The following is a 19,778-nucleotide window of genomic DNA, read 5'->3' on the forward strand; positions in this document are numbered from 1 at the left end:
CGAAAACGGAGGCCGCGAGGCCTCCGTTTCCTTATTCGTTGCTGTCCCGCTTATCCCAGCCGTCCAGCCGCGTGAGCGAGCAGGGTGTAGACCAGGCCCGTCTCCGAGGTGAGGTGGCTACGCAGCTCCTGCGGGCCGCGGCCGTCGCGGGCGACTTCGTCGAGCAGCCGTTCGAACTCCGCGATGTAGCGGTCGACGGTCCCCTTGAAGTTGCGGTCGGCGCGGTACTTGCGGGCGACCTCGTCAAAGGCCTTCTGACCGGCGGGCGTGTAGAGCCGCTTGGTGAAGGCCTTGTTCTCGCCGCGCTGGTAGCGATCCCACATCTCGGCGGCGAGGTTGCGGTCCATCAGCCGGCCGATGTCGAGCGACAGCGACTCCAGCGGATTGCCGCCGCCCTGCGGCGCCTGCGGCTGCGGCGCGCGGCCGCGCGGTGCCTCACGGCCGCTCGGCGCGTTCTGGCCCGCATCCGTACGGCTCAAGAGGTCGGACAGCCAGCCGTCGCGGCCTTGGTCGTTGTTGCCTGCCGGAGCGACCGGCGGCGCTTCCGTGCGGCGCGAGGCGGGCATGCCGAGGTCCGGCGGCGGCAGGGTCGAGGCGCTGCCGGTGTCGCGCATGCGCGTGTCGGTGCGACCGCCGGCGGCTGCCAGCATCGGCTCCTCCTGCCGGGCGACCGAAGCGCGGCCCGTGGTCGAGACGTCGAGGCCGCGGCCGTGCTGGGCGACGATACGGTTGAGCTCGGCGAGGGCCTCGATCTGGTCGACGATCACCTTGCGCATCTGCGCGGTGCTCTCGGCAGCCTCCTGCGGCATCTCGAGCACGCCGCGGCGCAGCTCGTTGCGGGTGGCTTCGAGCTCGTTGTGCATCTCGAAGGCCATCTGCTTCATGCTCGACACGAGGTTGGCGAACTTCTCCGCCGACTGCTTGAACATCGCATCGGCTTCGTCGGTGGTCTGCCGATAGATGTCGTGCATCGCGTCGATGGTCTGCCGGTGCTCCTCTTCGGAGGCCGAGCGCACCGCCTCGAACTGGCGGGTGATCGCGGCCGATCCGGCGCCGGCGGTCTCGGCGACCACGCGGGCGATGTCGCGGGCGCGCTCCTCGGCGGCTCCGAGCGATTCATCGAGCAGCCCGGTGAAGCGCGACAGACGCTGGTCGAGATCGGCCGTGCGCAGGTCGATCGTGGTGACGAGCGATTCCAGCGCCTGCTTGCGCTCGGCGAGCGAGGCGGTGGTGTTCTTGTTGCTCTGTTCCACGACCTGGGCAGCGTCGACGAGCGCCTTGCCGTGCGCGTCGAACTGGGTCGAGAGCTGGCCGAGATCCTCCAGCGCCCTGGTGGTCTTGGCGTTGAAGACGTTGAGCTGGTCTTCCAGCGTCTGGGTCGCCGCACCATTGCGCGAGGTGACGTCGTTCATGGCCGAGACGAAGTCGGCGACACGGGTCACCAGCGCGCGCTCGAGCGAGTTGAGGTTGTCGTGCGCTCCGGTCAGCACCTCCTGGAGGAGGATGTTGCCTTCGCGCAGACGCTCGAACAGGGCGACCGTGTCGGTGCGCAGGATCTTGCTGGTTTCCTGCATCTCGGTGACGGCCGCGATCGAGACCTGGCGCGACTGGTCGATTGCCGAGCGCGAGGCCTGCTCGAGGTCCTTGAGCGACTTGTTGACCGCGCCGGTCGCGAGCTCGCTCGCCGAAGTGATGGTGCGGGCGACGTCGTTGCCGTTGCCCATCATCGACTGTGCGAACGCCTGGCCGCGCGTCTCGATCGACTTGAGCGCGTCGGAGGTGACGCGATCGATGTCGATGGTGAGCTGGCTGGTCTTCGAGCCGATCGCATCGACGAGCCCGCCGCGCTTGGCGTCGATCATGTTCGACAGACGGTCGGTCTGCTGCTGGACGTAGGTGACGATCTCGTCGGTCTTCGCCGTCATGGCGGTGCCAAAGGTGCCGCTGGCGGCGAGCACCGAGCGCTCGACGTCGGCCGAGCTCGACTTGACCCGCGAGCTCGCCTCGTTCGAGGCGTTGATCAGCGCATTCTGCGCGTTGAGCGCGCTGGTCTGGATGTCGTTGGTCGCGTTCGTCGTCGCGGTGGAGAGCGCGCGCTCGATGTCGGTCGAGATCGCACGGATCTGGCTCGCCGTGTCGGCCGAGGTCGCGGTGAGCGAGGTCTGCGCCTCGCGCGCGCTGTTGAGGATCGTCGAGGCCGTGTCGGCACCGACCGCCGTCAGCGTGCGCTCGATATCGGAGGCGAGCGACTTGACGTGGTTGGCCGCTTCCGAGGACGCGGTGATCAGCGAGCCGTGAGCGTCGCGGACGCCAGCGGTGATGCTCTCGATCGTCGCGCCGCTGGCCGACGACAGGGCGCGATGCATCTCCGCCGCCAGCGACTTGACCTGGGTGGTCGAGTCGGCCGAGACCGCGAGCAGGGTGCTCTGCGCGTCGCGGGCGCTGGTGGTGATGGTCTCGGCGGTCGACAGGCCGGCCTGCGAGAGCGAGCGCTGCACTTCGGCCGTGAGCGACTTGACCTGGGCGGCCGCATCCGTCGACGCGGTGACCAGGGTGTTCTGCGCCTCGCGGGCACCGGCCGTGATGGTCTCGGCGGTGGCGGTGCCGGCGGTCGAGAGCGAGCGTTGCACCTCGACTGCAAGCGACTTCACCTGTGTTGCGGCTTCAGTCGACGCATTGACGAGGGTGTTCTGCGCGTCACGGGCGCCGGCCGTAATCGATTCGGCGGTCGCCGTGCCAGCCATCGACAGCGAGCGCTGCATGTCGGCCGACAGCGCCTTGATCTGATTGGCGCTCTCGGTCGAGGCCGCAATCAGCGCAGTCTGGGCGTCGCGGGCGCCGGTGGTGATCGCCTCGGCGGTCGTGCTGCCGGCCATCGACAGCGAGCGTTGCACGTCGGCGGTGAGCGTCTTGACGTGGTTGGCCGCATCCGAGGAGGCGGTGACCAGCGTGGTCTGCACCTCGCGGGCACCGGCCAGGATCGAGGCTGCGGTCGCCGAGCCTGCCGCCGAAAGCGTGCGTTCGACGTCGGCCGACAGCGACTTGATCTGGTTGGAGGTCTCGCCGGACGCGGAGACCAGGGTCGACTGCGCCTCGCGGGCGCTGGTCAGTATCGCGTTCGCGGCCCCGGTGCCGACCGCGGTCAGCGCGCGCTCGACGTCCGCAGAGGTCATCTTGAGCTGCGCATTGACGTCCGAGGAGACCGTCATCAGCGACTGCTGCGCGGTGCGCGCACCGGTCTGGATGGTCTCGCTGGTGTTGACCACGAGGTTGGTCAGCGAGCGCTCGGCGTCCTCGACATGCGAGCGGATCGTGGTGGAGATCATCTCGGCGCGCGACATCAGGTCGTCGCTGGCCTGGCGTCCGCTGCTCTCGATGCGGCCGGCGACGGCCTCGACCCGCGAGCCGAGCAGGTCCTCGAACTGCGCCACGCGCACGTCGATGTCACTGGCGACCGAGCCGACCTTGGTCTCGATGGCCTGGTGGATATCCTGGAAGCGCGCCGTGACCGTGTCGGCGAGGTGCGTGCTACGGGTGTCGATCGTGTCGGTAACGCTGGTGATCCGGCGATCGACCGCCTCGATCGCCTGCGCCGTGCCGTCGGTCAACGTCGTGGTCAGGAGGCTGAGACGTCCGTCGATCGACTGCAGCGCCTGGGTGGCGCCGTCGTTGAGCGAGGTCGAGAGCTGGGTGAGGCGGGAGTCGATGGACTGCAGCGCTTGCGCCGCGCCGCCGGTGAGCGACGTTGTCAGAAGCGTCAGCCGCGAGTCGATCGAGTGGATCGCCTGCGTTGCGCCGTCGGTCAGTGACGTCGTGAGGTGGGTGAGGCGGGAGTCGATCGACTGGATCGCCTGCGAGGCACCGTCGGTGAGCGAGGTGGCGAGCGTATTGAGACGGCCGTCGATGGTCTCCGTCACCGCCGTGGCGCGGATGTCGAACGACTGCTCGAGCGCGGCGACGCGGCCGCCGAATTGCTCGTCGAACGTCTTGATACGGCCCTCGACGGACGAGTCGAGCGTCGCGATCTTGGTGTCGAGCGAGGAGTCGAGGCTGGTGACGCGCTCGCCGAGCGTGGTCTCGAACTGCATCAGGCGCTGGTCGAGCGTGGCCGTGATCTCGCCGCCGTTCGAGGTGAGGCGGGTGTCGAAGGTGTCGACATAGGTCTTCAGCGTCTCGGCGATGTCCTGGGTCCGCTGACCCATGCGGTCGACGATCTCGCCGCCGAAGGTCTTCACGGTGCGGTCGAACTCGGAGATGTGGCGCGTGATCAGCGCGCCGAGCGTGCCGGAATCGCGGGCGAACCTCTCCACGAGATCGGCACCCTGGTTCCTCACCAGCTCGTCGAACGCGCTCATCTGCAGCGACAGCGAGTCGTGTGCGGTCTCGGTCTGGCTCACGACCTTGGCGACGAGGGTGTTGACCGTGGCGTCGAGCGCTTCGCTCGCCTTGTCGCCGGAGGTCATGATCTGGCCCGCCAGGCGGTTGCCGGCGTCGTCGATCTTGCTGGAGAGGTCGTTGGAGCGCAGCTCGAGCTCGAGCAGCAGCGAGTCCGAGGAGTTCTTCAGTGAGTCGTGGACCTGCTCGGTGCGCTCGGAGATGCCGTCGACGATCGCCGACGAACGCTGCTCGAACTCGCCGGTGATGCGGTCGATGCGCTCGTTCAGCATCTCGTGGACGCGATCGGCGAGGTCGACGAACTCGTCGTGGACGTGGCCGGTCTTGAAGTTGAGGCTGGTCGTCAGCCGCTCGCTGGCGTCGAGCACTGCGCGCGTGGTCTCGGAGCTGGCTTCCTCGAGGCGGTCGAGCAGGTCGCCGCCGCGCTCGCCGAGCGCGAGGATCATGTTGTCGCCGGCGTTGCTGAGCGCCTGCGTGATGTGCGCGCCGCGCTCTTCCAGCGCGCCGGTGATGGATTTTGCGACCTCGTCGACGCGGGAGGCGATTGCGTCGGAGATCAGTGCGATGTCGTGGCGGAGGTCGATCTGCACGCCGGAAATGGCGCTGCGCACCTGCTCGGCCTGGCCGACCAGATTGTCGCGCTGATGCGCGATGTCCTGCAGCAGGGCGCGGATGCGGACTTCGTTGTCGCTATAGGCGCGCTCGAGCGCGGCGACCTCGTTGGCGACCAGCGTCTCGAGCTCGCCGGCGCGCGCGATCGCGCGCTCGATGCCGTCGCCCATGGCCGCGACCTCGCGGCGGATCGCCTGGCCGACGGTGACCATGGAATCGGAGGCCGAGCCTTCCGGCTCGGAGAAGCGGATCGCGACCTGCGACATCGCCTGCGCGATCATGCGCATTTCCTGGCCGCGCCAGACGAGGCTTGCCAGGAAGTAGAACAGCATCACGGGCGCGAAGAACAGTGCGACGAGGCCGGCAAGCACCAGCACGCCGCCGCTCTGGCCCATCGCCGACTGGATCGAGGGCAGGAAGCCGAACGTCAGCGCAGCACAGGCCGCAAGCCAGATGCCGGCGAACACGGTCGCGAAGGTATAGACGCTGCGGGCAGGGCGGCCCTTCTGCAACGCCTGAAGGATCTGGCCGATCGTCTCGCGATCGTCATTGGCGGCGCGGCGCGAGGTGCGCGGCTCCTCGATTGGCTCGAACACCGGCCGTTCGTTGACGGCAGGATGCGCCTCGAAGGTCGGTTCGTCGAAGACCGGCGGGGCGGGCGGCGCCACCGGGGGCGTCGTCTCGTTGCGCGCCGAGGCCGCGCGGCTGGTATCCGCTGCGGTGTCGCTGATGTTCAGGGCTTCCTGGATTGCAGAAAGCGCGACTTCCGTGGGGTCTTTGACCTTCTTGGGAGTGTTCGCCATGTTCAGTCTGAGCCCTCGCTACTAATACACACGTCCCCCGCGAGCCTTGCCCCGTTGCAAGCCTACAGACCGGTGCATGCCGCTTGTGCGGATTTCCCAGCCGTCCCCACCCGGACGGCTTGTCCGCCAATTTCCGCAACATCCTATTGGCAGAGCGTCGCGAATGAAATGCCCGCGATTAAGACAATCTTAATCATCGTTAACAGGATCGGGGCGTAACGCCTTAGCAATACATGAAATTCTCCACGGGACTCGCCTGATTGCGGCAACTTTTCGTCAATATAGCGGCGGAATTGGGTCAAGTAGGGCTAACGTTCCGTTAACCATTTCCATGGTTGGGTTGGCCGACGCTCGCCGCCGGACCGGCGATCCGAGATGCGACGCCGGGGCCCGCGCCATGATGCCTGAACTGCAACGGATGGACTGGATGCCCTCGCCGCCGCTTGCTCCGCTCGACAATCCCCTCGATCTCGACCATCTCGCGCGCATGACGCTCGGCGATGCCGGGCTGGAACACGAGGTGCTGGCGATGTTCGCGGAGCAGTCGACCCGGCTGATCGCGGCGATGGCGGCACTGCCGGCGGATGCCTCAGCGCTCGCGCATAAGCTGAAGGGGTCAGCCCGCGGGATCGGCGCCTTTGCGGTAGCTGACGCCGCCGCCCAGCTCGAATGTGCGCTGCGGACCGGCGATCACCCGTCCCGCGCCTTCGCGGAGCTGAAGGAAGCGGTGGCCGAGGCGCAAAGCGCCATTGAGACGATTCTGCGCCGGGGCTGAGGCCCGCCCAAAACCCCCATAATACTGGTGCCCAGCGTACTAGCGCCGGGGCAATCGACCCGTTATAGGACAGCCCGGACCCTCCTCAATTCCCAGCTTCCGGCAGCACGAGCACACATGGCCAAAATCCACTTTGTCGACCACAAGGGCGAAACCCGCACGGTAGAAGTCGAGAACGGCGCGACCGTGATGGAAGCCGCCATCCGCAACGCCATTCCGGGGATCGAGGCCGAATGCGGCGGCGCCTGTGCCTGCGCCACTTGCCACGTCTATGTCGACGAAGCCTGGCGCGAGAAGGTCGGCAGCCCGACGCCGATGGAGGAGGACATGCTCGATTTCGGCTTCGACGTACGCCCGAGCTCGCGCCTGTCCTGCCAGATCAAGGTGTCCGACGAGCTCGACGGGCTCGTGGTGTCGACGCCGGAGCGGCAGGCCTAGAGCTTTTTCCGTTCCGATAGAATCGGAACGCTCTCCTCAGTCCCTCGGCAGCGCGACCTCGATGCCGCGCTTGTGCCAGGGTTTCAGTTTCTCCACGACTTCAGCTGTGAGCGGCGTCGGCCGCCGCGTCGCCTCGTCGATCATCACGCCGACCGACATCGCCGATGCGACGCATTTGCCTTCGGAAAAAACCACCTGCTCGAAGGTGACCGAGGTCCGCCCCAATTTCACGACGCCGAGCCCGAGCTCGATCTTGCCCGGCCAGTGCAGCTCGCTGCGGAAATGGATGTCGAGCCGCACCATGATCCACGCCAGCCCCGGCGGCGTCAGACCGTATTCGGGGCTCTTCATCAGCGTGACGCGGCCGGTCTCGAAATAGGTGGCGTAGACCGCGTTGTTGACGTGCTGGTTGGGGTCGAGGTCAGCGAAGCGGACATTGTCGCTCAGCCGATACGGGAAATCGTCCAGGCGCAGCGTCGAATCCAGGCGGCTTGGTGCATTCACCGATTGATCTCCCTCAAATACGGGACCCTTACAGCCCAGTTATTCCGGCCCGACAAGTGGGCGGCGGGGAAGGCGGCTACCGCTTTTCCGCCTTCCCTGATCCGTTCCCGTTGGCTAGACAGATGGGGCCCTTCCTGCCCGCGGGGCGCCGTCCAACCGATCAGGACCGATAAAGAGACGACATGAGCGACGCGATCAAAACCGATGTGTTGATTATTGGCGCCGGTCCCTGCGGACTGTTCGCCGCCTTCGAGCTTGGCCTTCTCGACATGAAGGCGCACTTCGTCGACATCCTCGACAAGGTCGGCGGTCAGTGCGCCGAGCTCTATCCGGAAAAGCCGATCTACGACATTCCCGGCATTCCGCATGTCTCGGGGCAGGGGCTCACCGATGCGCTGATGGAGCAGATCAAGCCGTTCCATCCGACCTTCCATCTCGGCGAGATGGTCGAGACGGTGGAGAAGATCGGCGATCCCGCATTCCGCGTCACCACCGATGCAGGCAAGGTATTCGAGTGCAAGGTCGTGGTGATCGCGGCCGGCGGCGGCTCGTTCCAGCCCAAGCGCCCGCCGGTGCCGGGCATCGAGGCCTATGAAGGCACCTCGGTGCACTACGCCGTGCGCAAGATGGAAACCTTCCGCGACAAGAACGTGCTGATCGTCGGCGGCGGCGATTCCGCGCTCGACTGGACGCTCAATCTGCAGCCGCTCGCCAAGCGCATCACGCTTCTGCATCGCCGCGACGAATTCCGCGCCGCGCCCCACAGCGTCGAGCAGATGCGCGCGCTGGTCGCATCCGGCAAGATGGATCTGAAGCTCGGTCAGGTCACCGCGCTGGCCGGCGAGAGCGGCAAGCTCTCGGGCGCGACCGTCAAGGGCAACGACAACAGCATCTCCGAGATCGCCTGCGACGCCATGCTGCCGTTCTTCGGCCTGACCATGAAGCTCGGTCCCGTCGCGAACTGGGGCATTGCGCTGGAGAACAATCTGGTGCCGGTCGAGACCAGCGCCTTCGAGACCAACGTGCCCGGCATCTTCGCGATCGGCGACATCAACACCTATCCCGGCAAGATCAAGCTGATCCTGTGCGGCTTCCACGAGGGCGCGCTGATGTCGCAAAAAGCCCACCGCTACGTCTATCCGGACAAGCGGCTCGTGTTCCAATACACGACCTCATCGTCGAGTCTGCAAAAGAAGCTCGGAGTCAACTGACAGAGGGCCGCATACCCCCTGTTCGTGGCGCTGGAACCCTTCGCGAAATAGCCTTAGTCTGCGGCCATTCCAGTCGTGGATTAGCAAGGTGATCATAATGCGGAATATCCGTTCCAGCTTCCGACTGCTCTCGGCCGTGGTAGGCGCAGCGCTGACGCTCGTCATGCTTGAGCCCGTAGCAGCCCAGCAGCAACCGACGGCTGCCGGGCTCTGGCAGAAGATCGAAGACGGCAAGACGGTCGGCTGGTTCCTCTTCATCGACCGCGGCGGCGTCTTCGAAGGCGTGATCGCAAAAACCTTTCCGCGGCCGGGTGACGATCCCAACGAGGCCTGCACCAAGTGCACCGACGATCGCAAGAACGCGCCGGTGCTTGGCCTGTCCTTTGTCCGCGACATGAAGCGCGACGGCTTGAAGTACGAAGGCGGCAATGTGCTCAATCCGCGCGACGGCAATATCTGGAAGGCCAACATGAAGGTCAGCCCGGACGGGCAGACGCTGACCTTGCGCGGCTATCTCGGCATTTCTCTGCTCGGCAAGGACGAGAGCTGGACCCGTCTGCCTGACGCCAACATCGCGCAGGTCGATCCCGCCATCGTCGCAAAGTATCTGCCGGCGCAGGCCGCCGCTGTGAAGCCGCCGACCGCGCCGAAGAAGAACCCGGCCCCGGCGATGGCGCCGAAGCAATAGGCGTCGAGCCTGTCTCGTACCGGCGAAGCGGCTCAGCGCCGCGGCCAGCCAAAGCGGTCGAACAGCCGTTCCGGAATGGCGCTCGATGCGCGTTCCATCTGTTCGGGCGAAAGCGTCGTGCGCCATTCGTCGACGTCGCCGCGGCGGAAGTTGCGGTCACCGTGGACGCGCCGCTTGTCCGGGTAGATGAAGCCCGCGCGATCGATGTCGTAGAAGGCCAGGATGCGGTCGAAGAAGCCGCGTGTGTCGGCGACCATTTCCTCGAAGGTCGTGTAGAGGATCTTCGTCCCGGACCACGGCTGTTCGGGCGCGTCGAGCCAGCCGACGATCCAGTCGATGAACCAGGGCAGGAAGTGCGAGATCTGCCAGTCGAGCTGGCGGGCCTGCGGCCATTCCAGATAATCATCGGGCACGTCGTAGTGCAGCTTCTGCGACGGATCGAGCGTGCCGATGACGCTCGGGAAAAAATGAAACCATGAGATCAAGGCCTGGCGCGGATCGCGCACATGCACGCGCATGCGGTCGAGCTTGAAGCGCGCGCCGAGTTCGATGAGGTTCGTGCGAAACGGCGCAAGGTGCGTATGCGTCGCGAGCCGATACGACATCAGCCACATCAGGCCGGGCTGGCAGATGGTAAAGTTCGGGAAGGCGCCGCCCTGGACGCCCGACATGCGTTGCGTCCCGGGGCGCGCTGCGCGCACCACTCGGTGGATTTCTCGGTCGATGTCACCGCCAATTCGGTTGGACTGAGGCTGATCTCGACGCGCCCGACGTGATCGTGATCGGGCCGTCTTTCGCGATGGGCTGGGGGTGCCGCAGGATCAGATCATGTCGGAGGTCGTTGCGAAGACGACGGGCTTGCGGGAATCGACGACGCCTCGTGCTTCGTGTTCGACAACCACCTCAACGCCCGCGCGCATGCACTCTACGGGCAACGCATCGGTAGCGCCATTCAGCAGGACTTGGCGCCGGTTCCCGGGCGATGAGGCCCGAACGGCAGGCTCCAGTAACATGAACAGTAGTTCCCCGGACTGCAGTTTGGCTCCGGTTTTGCATAGCCTGAAGCCAAAGCTGCTGGGGGAGCGAATCGTTGTTTCCATACCTGCTGCGACCCTGCAGCCGGCGGACAGCGGTGCTTGTGCCCCCGCGGCAACCACGATCCGCGGAGACGACGAATGCATGCAAGACTACGTGCGGCTTTGCTGCTTGGCCTCATGGCCGTGCTGACCAATTCGGCAATGGCGCGAGACGACGGCCGCTTTGCCAACTCACCGCTAAAACCCTGGTTCGAAAGCCTGCACAGCGAATTCGGGCCGTGCTGCTCGGATGCCGACGGCTACGTGCTGGCGGATGCCGATTGGGAGTCCTATCAGGGCAAATATCGCGTCATGATCGACAATGAATGGGTGATCGTGCCCGATGGCGCGGTGCTGACGCAGCCGAACAAGATCGGGCGCACGATGGTGTGGAAGCACTACGTCGACGGCCATCCGCGCATTCGCTGCTTCATGCCGGGCACCATGACGTAGATTTTCTCTATTGGAGCATGATCTCCGCGCGAATGCGTTCCGCGTTTGTCGCGAGGGAAAACCGCTGCACACTTTGCGTGCGCTAACGCGGCCCTACGGGGTCCGGATCATGCTTTAAAACCTGCACGTCACGCTGCCGAGCACGGTCGTGCGTGAGTGTTAGCGTGGGGACGTGTGTCTGTCGGCTTTGTGTTAGCCGAGAGATTGAACGGGCGCCTCCAACTCGACTGTCATTCCCCGCGAAAGCGGGGAATCCAGTACACCGCGGCTTCTCCGCATCCAACGAACATCTCTTGAAACGGGATCGCCCGATCAAGTCGGGCGATGACAAAGAGAGGGGTTCACGTCACCGGCGCAGGATTGAACAGGGTGAGATCGTTGTGGATGCCCCAGCGATCCGACCACGGTTTTGTGTGGCCGGACGCGACGTCGAGGATCAGGCGGAACAGATCCCAGCCGGTTTCCTCGATGGTTTTTTCGCCGGTGGCGATGCTGCCGGCATCGAAATCGATCAGATCCTTCCAGCGACGCGCGAGCTCGCTGCGCGTCGCGACCTTGATGACGGGCGCCGCCGCGAGGCCATAGGGCGTGCCGCGGCCGGTGGTGAAGACCTGCAGCGTCATGCCGGAGGCGAGCTGGAGCGTGCCGCAGATGAAGTCGCTGGCCGGCGTCGCCGCAAACAGCATACCCTTCTGCGTCGCCTTCTCGCCCGGCGAGAGCACGCCGGTGATCGCGCTCGAGCCGGACTTGACGATCGAGCCCAGCGATTTCTCGACGATGTTAGCCAAGCCGCCCTTCTTGTTGCCGGGCGTGGTGTTCGCGCTGCGGTCGGCGCCGCCGCGCGCGAGATAGGAATCGTACCAGGCCATCTCGCGCACCAGCGCGCGGCCGACGTCCTCGTTGATGGCGCGGCGGGTGAGGAGCTGGATGGCGTCGCGCACCTCGGTCACTTCCGAGAACATCACGGTGGCCCCGGCGCGCACCAGCAGGTCGGCGGCGAAGCCGACCGCCGGGTTGGCGGTGACGCCGGAGAAGGCGTCGCTACCACCGCATTGCAAGCCGATGACGAGGTCGGAGGCCGGGCAGGTCTCGCGCTTGCGCGTATTGAGGATCTTCAGCCGTGCCTCGGCCTCGGTCATGATGGCGTCGACGATCGCGCCAAAGCCGTCAAAGGCTTCATCCTGCATGCGCACGATGGCGTCGCTGATGCCTTCGGGCACCAGGCGCTCCGGCGCGAGCTTCTCGCAGCCGAGACCGACGACGAGAATCTCGCCGCCAAAATTCGGGTTGAGCGCGAGGTTTTGCAGCGTGCGGATCGGCACGACCGCGTCAGGCGCGGTGATGGCAACGCCGCAGCCATAGGCATGGGTGAGGGGAACAACGTCGTCGACGTTTGGATACTTTGGCAGCAGCTCGGCGCGGATGCGCTTGACCGCATACTCCATCGTGCCCTTGACGCATTGCACGGAGGAGGAGATGCCCAGAATGTTCTTGGTGCCGACGGAGCCGTCCGGGTTGCGATAGCCCTCGAAGGTAAAACCTTCGAGCGGCGGCAGCGGCGCCGGCACGGCGGTCGAGATTTCGAGTTTGTCGAGCGCGGGCGCTTCCGGCATGCGGATACGCGCTTCGTCCACCCACTCCCCGGCGAGGATGGGGGAGGCGGCATAGCCGATCACCTCGCCATAGCGAATGATCGGTTGGTCCTGCGCGATGTCGACCAGCGCCGTCTTGTGCCCTTGCGGCACAAAGGCGCGCAGCGTCAGCCCGCAGGCAAAACGGGAGCCGGCGGGAAGCCCGAAATCATTGACGACGATCGCGACATTGTCGCGCTCGTTGAGCTTGATGTAGCGGGGCTGTTCCTTTGCTGCGACTGACTGGTCCATGCACTTTCCTCAGCAACAGAAGAAGCCGTATTCTCGAACACCTCTCCCCAGCGGGGAGAGGTCGCGCCGGAGGCGCGGGTGAGGGGCCGCAGGTTCCACGAGAGAGCGTAACCCCTCACCCGGATCGCTATGCGATCCGACCTCTCCCGACGGGAGAGGTGGGCACCTGTGCCGCGGCACGAGCATCGCTTATCAACCCGGATTGGTGTAGGCGGTCTTCACTGTGGTGTAGAACTCCCGTGCATAGGAACCCTGCTCGCGGGCGCCGTAGCTCGAGCCCTTCCGGCCGCCGAACGGCACGTGATAGTCGACGCCGGCGGTCGGCAGGTTGACCATCACCATGCCGGCCTCGCTGTTGCGCTTGTAATGCGTCGCGTATTTCAGGCTGGTGGTGCAGATGCCGGAGGCAAGCCCGAACTCGGTGTCGTTGGAGATCGCGAGCGCCTCTTCGTAGTTCTTCGCGCGGATAACAGCGGCCACAGGTCCAAAAATTTCTTCACGCGCAATGCGCATGTTGTTGTTGGCTTCCGTGAACAGCGCCGGCTGGAGATAGTGGCCGGGTGTCTCGCGCTTCAGGAGCTCGCCGCCCCAGGCGAGCTTGGCGCCCTCGTCCTGGCCGATCTTGATGTAGCGCAGGTCCTGGTCGAGCTGGCTCTGGTCGACCACGGGGCCGATATGCACGCCGGCCTTGAGCGCGTCGTCCACCGACAGGCCTTTCAGGCGCTCGGCTATCGCGGCGACGAAGCGGTCATGGATGCCCTCGGTGACGATCAGGCGCGAGGACGCGGTGCAGCGCTGGCCGGTGGAGAAATAGGCGCCGTTGACGGCGACCTCGACCGCAGTCTTGAGGTCGGCGTCGTCGAGCACGACCAGCGGGTTCTTGCCGCCCATTTCGAGCTGGAATTTCTTCATCGGGCTCGAGAGCACGCAGGCCTGCGCGATCTTGCGTCCCGTCTGCACCGAGCCGGTGAAGGAGATCGCGGCCACATCAGGATGTTCGAGCAGAGTCTGGCCGACCACCGACCCCGAGCCGACCACGAGGTTGAACACGCCCGCGGGAATGCCGGAGCGGGTGATGATCTCGGACAGCGCATGCGCCGAGCCCGGCACCAGTTCAGCCGGCTTGAACACGACCGTGTTGCCGTAGCAGAGCGCGGGCGCGATCTTCCAGGCGGGGATCGCGATCGGGAAATTCCAGGGCGTGATCATGCCGACGACGCCAACGGGCTCGCGCGTGATCTCGACGTCGAGACCCGGACGCACCGAGGGCCCTTTCTCGCCGGTCAGCCGCAGCGCCTCGCCGGCGAAGAATGCAAAGATCTGGCCGGCGCGTGCGACCTCGCCGATGCCTTCCGGCAGCGTCTTGCCTTCCTCGCGGGCGAGCAGGCGGCCGAGCTCTTCCTTGCGGGCGAGGATCTCGGCGGAGATCTTGTTGAACGCATCATAGCGCTCTTGCGGCGTCGAGCGTGCCCAGGCGGGGAAGGCGGCCTTGGCGGCCGCGATCGCCTTCTCGGTCTGTGCCTTGTCGGCCTTGGCATATTCGCCGACGACGTCATTGGTGTTGGAGGGGTTGATGTTCCTGGTGACGCCGGAGCCGTCGACCCATTCGCCGCCGATGAAGTTCTTCAGGATCGCTGTCATTCTTTTCTCCTCCAGGGAAGGTCATTTCGAGTTGGGCATGATCCTATCGAAGATCTTGCCTTAGCGGACGAGGCAGGGCCGCTTGTCGTCAAAGGTCCAGCCGGGGATCAGGTACTGCATGGCAATAGCGTCATCGCGTGCGCCAAGTCCATGCTGCTTATAGAGGCCATGCGCCTCTTCGATGGCGGCCCGGTCGATTTCGATGCCGAGGCCCGGCCTGTCAGGCACGGCGATCTTGCCGCCTTCGATCCGGAGCGGGTCCTTGGTCAGTGCCTGGCCGTCCTGCCAGATCCAGTGGGTGTCGATCGCGGTGACCTTTCCGGGCGCGGCGGCGCCGACATGGGTGAACATCGCGAGCGAAATGTCAAAGTGGTTGTTGGAGTGCGAACCCCAGGTCAGGCCGTTGTCGCGGCAGGTCTGGGCGACGCGCACCGAGCCCTGCATGGTCCAGAAATGGGGATCGGCGAGGGGAATGTCCACCGAGCCGAGCCGCAGCGCGTGGGAGAGCTGGCGCCAGTCGGTCGCGATCATGTTGGTCGCGGTCGGCAGGCCCGTCGCGCGGCGGAACTCGGCCATGATCTCGCGGCCGGAGAAGCCGGCCTCGGCGCCGCAGGGGTCCTCGGCATAGGCCAGGATGCCGTGCATGTCCTTGCAGAGCCCGATCGCCTCGTCGAGCGACCAGGCGCCGTTGGGGTCGAGCGTGACGCGCGCATTGGGAAAGCGCTTGGCGATCGCGGTGACCGCCTCGATCTCCTGTTCGCCGCGCAGCACGCCGCCCTTGAGCTTGAAGTCGGCGAAGCCGTAATGGTCGTGGGCGGCTTCAGCGAGCCGTACCACGGCCTCCGGCGTCAACGCCTCCTGGTGGCGGAGATTGAACCAGGCCGGCTTGCCGGTCTCGCGTTCGACATAGGCGAGGCTGGTCTTGCTGACATCGCCGACGAAGAAGAGATAGCCGAGCGTCTCGACGCTCTCGCGCTGCTGTCCTTCGCCGAGCAGGGCTGCGACGGGAAGGCCGAGATGCTGGCCGAGCAGGTCGAGCAGCGCCGACTCCACCGCGGTGACCGCGTGGATCATGACGCGCAGGTCAAAGGTCTGCTTGCCGCGGCCGCCGGCGTCGCGGTCGGCGAACTTTGAACGCATGTCGGCGAGGACGTTGTTGAGCGAGCCGACGGTCTTGCCGATCACGAGTTCGCGGGCGTCTTCCAGCGTCTTGCGGATTTTTTCGCCGCCCGGCACCTCGCCGACGCCGGTGTGGCCGGAATCGTCGGTGAGGATGACGATGTTGCGGGTGAAGAACGGCGCGTGTGCGCCGCTCAGATTGAGGAGCATGCCGTCGCGGCCGGCGACCGGGATCACCTGCATCGCCGTGACGACCGGTGCACCCAGGAATCCGATGTGGATCGCATCATGATGAACCATTCGCCGCTCCTCCCTGTCTTGCCTTGCCTGTCGTGCCTTGGCTTATTCTGCCGCCTGCGCCGATTGGATGGCGGGCAAGTTTTGCACGAGTGCGGTCAGTTCCGCCATCTCCTGTTGGGTCAGGTCGGTGAGCGGCGGACGGACCGGGCCGGAATCGCGACCGATCACCTTCATGCCGGCCTTGATGATCGAAACCGCGTAACCCTTCTTGCGGTTGCGGATCGCGATCAGCGGCAGGATGAAATTCTTCAGGCCGGCCTGGATCGACTCATGATCGCGCCTGCGCACCGCGGCGTAGAACTTCGTGGCGAACTCAGGGACGAAGTTGAACACGGCGGAGGAATAGGTGGTCACGCCCATGTCGAGATAAGGCAGTGCGAAGGTCTCGGCAGTCGGCAGGCCGCCGATATAGGTCAGGCGATCGCCGAGCTTGGTGTAGACGCGGGTCATCAGCTCGATGTCACCGATGCCGTCCTTGTAGCCGACGAGGTTCGGGCAGCGCTCGGCCAGACGCGCGAGCGTATCGGGCTGGAGAATGGCATTGTCGCGGTTGTAGACGATGACGCCGATCTTGACGCTGGCGCAGATCGCTTCGACATGGGCGGCAAGGCCGTCCTGCTCGGAATGGGTGAGATAGGGCGGCAGCAGCAACAGGCCGTCGGCGCCGGCCTTTTCCGCGCCGATGGCGATCTCGCGGGCGATCGCGGTGCCGTAGCCGGTGCCGGCGAGCACGGGCACGCGGCCCTTGGTCTCCTCGATCGCGACCTTGACCACCTGCGGCACTTCCGTCGGCGTCAGCGAGAAGAACTCGCCGGTGCCGCCGGCGGCGAACAGGCCGGCGACGTCATAGCCGCACAGCCAGTCCATGTTGGCGCGATAGGTCGCCTCGTCGAACGAATAGTCGGCCTTGAACGGCGTGACGGGGAAGGACAGCAGGCCGGAACCGATCTTTGCGGCCATCTCCTGCGGGGTCATCTTGCTCATGGGCGCCACTCCCTTTTGGCTTTGGGGGACGCGCGAGGGGCGCGCGTCGATGTTGCGGGGGACGCGAGGACGCGTCCATGGGCCATGTACTTAAGAGACCATTCAATGCGCGTCCAAGCCAAAGCCTATATCGAATGATGCGTCTTGAGCATCAATCTTCCATCGCTTCCGCCGAGCCCAGCTCGCCCGCGATCTTCACCAGCGTGGCGAGCAGCGGGTTCTCGTCGTCGCGGCGCCACACCATGAACAACTCGGCCGGGACGCGCGTGCGCAGCTTCAGCGGGCGCAAACGCACGTCCGATATTTTCAGGCTGGCGGCGGCGGCCGGCACGATGGAGAGGCCGAGGCCGGCGCGCACCATCGCGAGGATGGAGTGGATCTGGCTCAAATGCTGGACGTAACGCGGCAATATGTCGGCGCGCGTGAACAGCGCCACCAGCAGGTCGTGGAAGTAGCGGCTCTCATAGGGCGAGTACATCACGAAGGGCTGGTTGTCGAAGTCCTTGATCGTGACGGATTCTGCATTGGCGAGCGGATGCTTCTTGGGGATAGCGGCGAGCAGGGGCTCGGCCACCACCCGGCGGCTGGCAATCTCGGGCCGCGCGATCGGCGGACGCAGCAGGCCGGCGTCGATCTGGCCGGAGGCCAGCGCCTCGAACTGGTCGCCCGACACCATCTCCTTCAGCGAGAAGTCGACCTCGGGCATTTTTGCGCGGCAGGCGGCGACGAGCTCGGGCAGGAAGCCGTAGGCGGCGGCGGCCGTGAAGCCGATCTTCAGCGAGCCGGTTTTGCCGAGTGCGATGCGGCGGGCCACCTGCGAGGCGCTCTCGGCGAGTTTCAGGATGCGGCGTGCTTCGGGCAGAAAACTGCGGCCCGCGGGGGTCAGACGCACCGAGCGGCTGGTGCGCTCCAGGAGCGGCGCGTCGATGATGTGCTCGAGCACCTGGATCTGCCGCGACAGCGGCGGCTGGGTCATGTTCAGCCGTGCCGCGGCGCGGCCGAAATGCAATTCCTCCGCCACGGTCACGAAACAGCGGAGCTGGTTGAGGTCGAACATTGATACAGACCGTAGATGGATAAGGCGCTTCTCCGGCATTTCTAGCATCGATCACCCCCGAAACAAAGACGGCGGCTTTGGAGGGCCGCCGCGAGTTGCCTGATCCAGCACCGCCCTTGGGCGGGGCGCTCAGGAGGAAGGCTTCAGCACCACACGCTCGATCTTGCCGACGATGGCCAGGTAGGCGATGGCGGCGACCAGTGCGTTGGCGCCGACGAAGACCAGCGCACCGTTGAACGAGCCGGTCGCGGCCAGGATGTAGCCGATCACGATCGGCGTGGTGATCGAGGAGAGGTTGCCAAACGTGTTGAACAGGCCGCCGGAGACGCCGCCGGCTTCCTTGGGCGAGGTGTCGGAAACGACCGCCCAGCCGAGCGCGCCGATGCCCTTGCCGAAGAAGGCGAGCGCCATGAAGCCGACCACCAGCGCCTGTCCGTCGACATAGTTGCAGGCGATGATCGACATCGACAGCAGCATGCCGCCGACGATCGGGATTTTGCGCGCCAGCGTCAGCGAGTTGGTCTTGCGCAAAATCGCGTCCGAGATGATGCCGCCGAGCACGCCGCCGATGAAGCCGCACAAGGCCGGCAGCGTCGCGACGAAGCCCGCCTGCAGGATGGACAGACCGCGCTCCTTGACGAGGTAGACCGGAAACCAAGTCAGGAAGAAATAGGTCAGCGTGTTGATGCAGTACTGGCCGACATAGACGCCGAGCATCATGCGGTTGCCGAGCAATTGCCGGATGTGATCCCACTTCGGCCCGGAGTCCGTCGCGCGCTCGTCCTTCAGATCGTCCTTGGGCGCGTCGAGATCGACCAGCGCGCCACCCTCCCTGATGTAGTCGAATTCGGCGTCGTTGATGCCGGGGTGTTCCTTCGGCCCGTAGATGGTCTTGAGCCAGACCATGCCCATGACGATGCCGAGCCCGCCCATCACGAAGAAGACGTAGCGCCAGCCATAGGCGTGGGCGATCCAGCCCATCAGCGGCGCGAACAGCACGGTCGCGAAATACTGTCCCGAGTTGAAGAAGGCCGATGCGGTGCCGCGCTCATTGCCGGGGAACCAGGCCGCGACGATGCGCGCGTTGGCCGGGAACGACGGGGCTTCCGCGATGCCGACCAGGAAACGCAGCGCGAACAGCACGGTGACGGCGGCGGCTCCGTTGAAGAAGCCGATCCAGCCCTGCATCATCGTGAAGATCGACCAGATGATGATGCTGAAGGCGTAGACGATGCGCGAGCCGTAGCGGTCGAGCAGCCAGCCGCCCGGAACTTGCGCTGCGACATAGGACCAGCCGAACGCCGAGAAGATGTAGCCCATTGCAACGGGATCGAGATGCAGTTCCTTGGACAGCGCGGGCCCTGCGATCGAGAGCGTGGCGCGATCAGCGTAGTTCACGGTCGTAACCAGGAACAACATGGTCACGATGAAAAGCCTGACGCGGGATCTCCTCGCGTCTACGGCGGATGACACCACTGCGCTCATCACGCGCCTCCTCGAAATATTTCCTCGAGGCCTTGTTAGTGGCGCGCGGCGCGCTGAGTCCAAGTTGAAGGGGGTATCGATTGATGCCGAATTTGGATTGATGCGGTGGGAGTGAGATGCGCGCTTGTTGCCTCACGCTCAACTGTCATTCCCCGCGACCCGGCTACGCCAACGGCTTCGCCGGGGCTTGCAGTCTTGGGGCGCCGAAGCTTTAGCGTAGGCGGGGAATCCAGTACGCCGCGGCCTCTCTGTGTTCGTCACCGCCCTCTGGAATACCGGGCGGATTCAACCGGTCGTCGCGACACTCTGCCAAAGGAGGTTGCGATGAAGGGTGGTGATCAGTGTTCGGGTCGG

General features: G+C 65.5%; 14 protein-coding genes. 5 read left to right on the plus strand and 9 right to left on the minus strand.

Annotated elements, in window-relative coordinates; all coding sequences use genetic code 11:
- Nucleotides 1-50 precede the first annotated feature (50 nt).
- The gene (locus JQ632_RS33560) at nt 51-5,810 is read right to left on the minus strand and encodes a negative regulator of septation ring formation (protein ID WP_212406953.1); all 5,760 of its coding nucleotides are present in this window, start codon (nt 5,808-5,810) and stop codon (nt 51-53) included.
- Nucleotides 5,811-6,207: 397 nt separating this feature from the next.
- On the opposite strand from JQ632_RS33560, the gene JQ632_RS33565 reads away from it, so the two are divergent.
- Nucleotides 6,208-6,585: an Hpt domain-containing protein gene (locus tag JQ632_RS33565; protein ID WP_212406954.1), complete on the plus strand. Its 378-nt coding sequence runs from the start codon at nt 6,208-6,210 to the stop codon at nt 6,583-6,585.
- A 117-nt stretch (nt 6,586-6,702) separates the two neighbouring features.
- The gene (locus tag JQ632_RS33570) at nt 6,703-7,023 is read left to right on the plus strand and encodes a 2Fe-2S iron-sulfur cluster-binding protein (RefSeq protein ID WP_140975881.1); all 321 of its coding nucleotides are present in this window, start codon (nt 6,703-6,705) and stop codon (nt 7,021-7,023) included.
- 36 nt (nt 7,024-7,059) lie between these two features.
- Here the strand turns inward: JQ632_RS33570 and JQ632_RS33575 are convergent, their stop codons facing one another.
- Nucleotides 7,060-7,527: a thioesterase family protein gene (locus tag JQ632_RS33575; protein ID WP_212406955.1), complete on the minus strand. Its 468-nt coding sequence runs from the start codon at nt 7,525-7,527 to the stop codon at nt 7,060-7,062.
- Nucleotides 7,528-7,709: 182 nt separating this feature from the next.
- Between JQ632_RS33575 and JQ632_RS33580 the strand changes: the two genes are divergently transcribed.
- Nucleotides 7,710-8,738 (plus strand): NAD(P)/FAD-dependent oxidoreductase, encoded by a 1,029-nt coding sequence (locus tag JQ632_RS33580; protein WP_212406956.1) that lies wholly within the window; start codon nt 7,710-7,712, stop codon nt 8,736-8,738.
- A gap of 97 nt (nt 8,739-8,835) precedes the next feature.
- Nucleotides 8,836-9,426, plus strand: coding sequence for a DUF2147 domain-containing protein (locus JQ632_RS33585; RefSeq protein WP_212406957.1), 591 nt, complete (start codon nt 8,836-8,838; stop codon nt 9,424-9,426).
- 32 nt (nt 9,427-9,458) lie between these two features.
- Here JQ632_RS33585 and JQ632_RS33590 read toward each other — a convergent pair whose 3' ends face one another.
- A complete protein-coding gene (locus JQ632_RS33590) occupies nt 9,459-10,097 on the minus strand; it encodes a sulfotransferase domain-containing protein (RefSeq protein ID WP_212406958.1) in 639 nt (212 codons plus the stop codon).
- A 504-nt stretch (nt 10,098-10,601) separates the two neighbouring features.
- Here JQ632_RS33590 and JQ632_RS33595 point away from each other — a divergent pair.
- Nucleotides 10,602-10,955 carry a hypothetical protein gene (locus JQ632_RS33595; protein WP_212406959.1) on the plus strand — a complete coding sequence of 118 codons (354 nt, stop codon included), beginning with the start codon at nt 10,602-10,604 and terminating at the stop codon, nt 10,953-10,955.
- A 341-nt stretch (nt 10,956-11,296) separates the two neighbouring features.
- Here the strand turns inward: JQ632_RS33595 and garD are convergent, their stop codons facing one another.
- The 6 genes from garD to JQ632_RS33625 form a co-directional block, all read right to left on the minus strand.
- Entirely contained in the window at nt 11,297-12,838 is a 1,542-nt protein-coding gene (garD, locus tag JQ632_RS33600; RefSeq protein WP_212406960.1) for a galactarate dehydratase, read from the minus strand.
- Nucleotides 12,839-13,030: 192 nt separating this feature from the next.
- On the minus strand, nt 13,031-14,479 hold the full coding sequence (locus JQ632_RS33605; RefSeq protein ID WP_212406961.1) for an aldehyde dehydrogenase family protein: 1,449 nt from the start codon (nt 14,477-14,479) through the stop codon (nt 13,031-13,033).
- Between the two features lie 60 nt (nt 14,480-14,539).
- Nucleotides 14,540-15,898 carry a glucarate dehydratase gene (gudD, locus tag JQ632_RS33610; RefSeq protein WP_212406962.1) on the minus strand — a complete coding sequence of 453 codons (1,359 nt, stop codon included), beginning with the start codon at nt 15,896-15,898 and terminating at the stop codon, nt 14,540-14,542.
- Nucleotides 15,899-15,940: 42 nt separating this feature from the next.
- Nucleotides 15,941-16,882 carry a 5-dehydro-4-deoxyglucarate dehydratase gene (kdgD, locus tag JQ632_RS33615; protein ID WP_212406963.1) on the minus strand — a complete coding sequence of 314 codons (942 nt, stop codon included), beginning with the start codon at nt 16,880-16,882 and terminating at the stop codon, nt 15,941-15,943.
- A 151-nt stretch (nt 16,883-17,033) separates the two neighbouring features.
- Nucleotides 17,034-17,939 carry a LysR substrate-binding domain-containing protein gene (locus JQ632_RS33620; RefSeq protein ID WP_212406964.1) on the minus strand — a complete coding sequence of 302 codons (906 nt, stop codon included), beginning with the start codon at nt 17,937-17,939 and terminating at the stop codon, nt 17,034-17,036.
- Between the two features lie 129 nt (nt 17,940-18,068).
- The gene (locus tag JQ632_RS33625; RefSeq protein WP_212406965.1) at nt 18,069-19,424 is read right to left on the minus strand and encodes an MFS transporter; all 1,356 of its coding nucleotides are present in this window, start codon (nt 19,422-19,424) and stop codon (nt 18,069-18,071) included.
- Nucleotides 19,425-19,778 lie beyond the last annotated feature (354 nt).

The organism is Bradyrhizobium liaoningense, assembly GCF_018130955.1.
Classification (GTDB): domain Bacteria; phylum Pseudomonadota; class Alphaproteobacteria; order Rhizobiales; family Xanthobacteraceae; genus Bradyrhizobium; species Bradyrhizobium liaoningense_C.